Below are 250 nucleotides of genomic sequence, written 5' to 3'. Positions count from 1 at the left end.
ACAACGAATGCAGATGGTTCAAGCAACTATCAAGTATCGACAGCGAAAGATGTGAACTTCGACAAGGTGACTGTAGGAAGTGTAGTTGTTGATAAAACAACGAACACGATCAAAGGTCTGAGCAACAAGACCTGGAACGGCACAGCAGTATCAGGTCAGGCAGCAACAGAAGATCAATTGGCAGCAGTTGATAGCAAGTTGGGTACGTTAGACGATGCAGCAGTTAAATATGACAATGCAACGACTAAAG

General features: G+C 44.0%; 1 protein-coding gene. It reads left to right on the top strand.

Going from position 1 to position 250, the window contains the following annotated elements; translation table 11 throughout:
* The coding region (locus tag F3J02_RS18420) for a hypothetical protein (RefSeq protein WP_171526181.1) at positions 1-250 on the top strand (250 nt) is incomplete at both ends.

It is taken from the genome of Acinetobacter sp. Tr-809 (assembly GCF_011753255.1).
Taxonomy (GTDB): domain Bacteria; phylum Pseudomonadota; class Gammaproteobacteria; order Pseudomonadales; family Moraxellaceae; genus Acinetobacter.
This window is presented reverse-complemented; position numbering and strand designations above follow the sequence as displayed.